General features: G+C 41.9%; 2 protein-coding genes. Both read left to right on the forward strand.

All coding sequences use genetic code 11. The annotated features are described in order from the left end of the window. Nucleotides 1–1,420 (forward strand): potassium-transporting ATPase subunit KdpB (gene kdpB / locus AC1DRF_RS26530; RefSeq protein ID WP_477742133.1); only part of this gene is annotated, 1,420 nt, incomplete at its 5' end. A gap of 13 nt (nt 1,421–1,433) precedes the next feature. Continuing rightward, nucleotides 1,434–1,663 (forward strand): potassium-transporting ATPase subunit C (locus AC1DRF_RS26535; protein ID WP_477742134.1); only part of this gene is annotated, 230 nt, incomplete at its 3' end.

Here is a 1,663-nt window from a genome sequence, read left to right on the forward strand (position 1 = left end):
TGTTGAAGGAGCAGAGCGTCAAAAAACGCCAAATGAAATTGCGCTAAATACGGTTTTAACAAGTTTGACGATTATTTTCTTACTAGTTGTTGTGACGCTTCCTGTATTTACAAACTACTTACATTTTCAACTGGACACGGCTATTTTAATTTCACTGCTCGTTTGCCTCATTCCTACGACAATTGGAGGATTATTATCGGCCATTGGAATTGCTGGGATGGACCGAGTTACGCAGTTTAACGTGATCGCTATGTCAGGAAAAGCAGTAGAAGCAGCTGGTGACATTAACACAATCATTTTAGATAAAACCGGCACCATTACGTTTGGAAACCGAATGGCTCATCAATTAACGACTGTAAAAGGCACAGACGAACGTGAACTTTACAAATGGGCGTTTGTTTCTTCTCTTTATGACGAAACACCAGAAGGACGCTCAGTTGTTGATTTTATTCAAAACCGCATGGGAGTAGAAGATCTTAAAAAAACCGAAGGGACGTTTGTTGAATTCAAAGCTGAAACGCGAATGAGCGGCATTGACTTACAGAATGTATCTGTACGAAAAGGGGCAGTGGACGCCGTCACGGCATGGGTAGAGTCAAATGGCGGGATGGTTCCCTCTGATTTGCAGCAAAAAGCAAACGAAATTGCAGGAGCTGGTGGCACGCCGCTTGCCGTCGCCGCTGATGATAAAATTTACGGCTTGATTTATTTAAAAGACACGGTAAAACCAGGAATGAAAGAACGCTTTGAGGAACTTCGTAAAATGGGCATTAAAACAGTCATGTGTACAGGAGATAATCCGCTAACCGCAGCAACCATTGCAAAAGAAGCGGGAGTAGATGAATTTATTGCGGAATGCAAGCCAGAAGACAAGATTCAAGTGATTAAATACGAACAGCAGCAGGGAAAGCTAGTTGCCATGACAGGTGACGGGACAAACGATGCCCCTGCACTTGCTCAAGCTGATGTTGGCTTAGCAATGAACAGCGGAACCTCAGCTGCTAAAGAAGCAGCAAATATGGTGGACTTGGATTCCGATCCCACAAAAATCATTGAAGTCGTTTCGATTGGAAAACAGCTATTAATGACAAGGGGTGCCTTAACTACATTCAGTATCGCAAACGATATTGCGAAATATTTTGCCATTATTCCAGCGATGTTTACCTTGGCGATTCCGCAAATGGAGGCTCTTAACGTAATGAAGCTGAATTCACCTCTATCTGCCGTATTGTCAGCGCTTATTTTTAATGCGGTCATTATCCCGCTGTTAATTCCCTTAGCCATGAAGGGAATTGCGTATAAGCCGATGAGTTCTAACGCCCTATTGCGAAAAAATTTGTTCATTTACGGGTTAGGCGGGGTGTTGGTTCCATTCATTGGGATTAAAGCAATTGACTTACTACTTTCATTTGTAATGTAGAGGAGAAGAAACGATGATACAAACAGAACGAACGGGAAGCATTATTGTTCGCTTAACAATTATGATGATAATTCTTTGTGGTCTTATTTATCCTGTTGTGATGACAGGTATTGCTMAAACAGCTATTCCAAGTAAAGCAAACGGCAGCTTAATCTATTCAAACAACCACCAAGTTATCGGTTCTAAGCTCATTGGACAGCAGTTTACAAGCAATGAGTTTTTCCATGGCAGAGTCTCTAGTAT

Source organism: Priestia sp. P5_B4 (assembly GCF_056400385.1).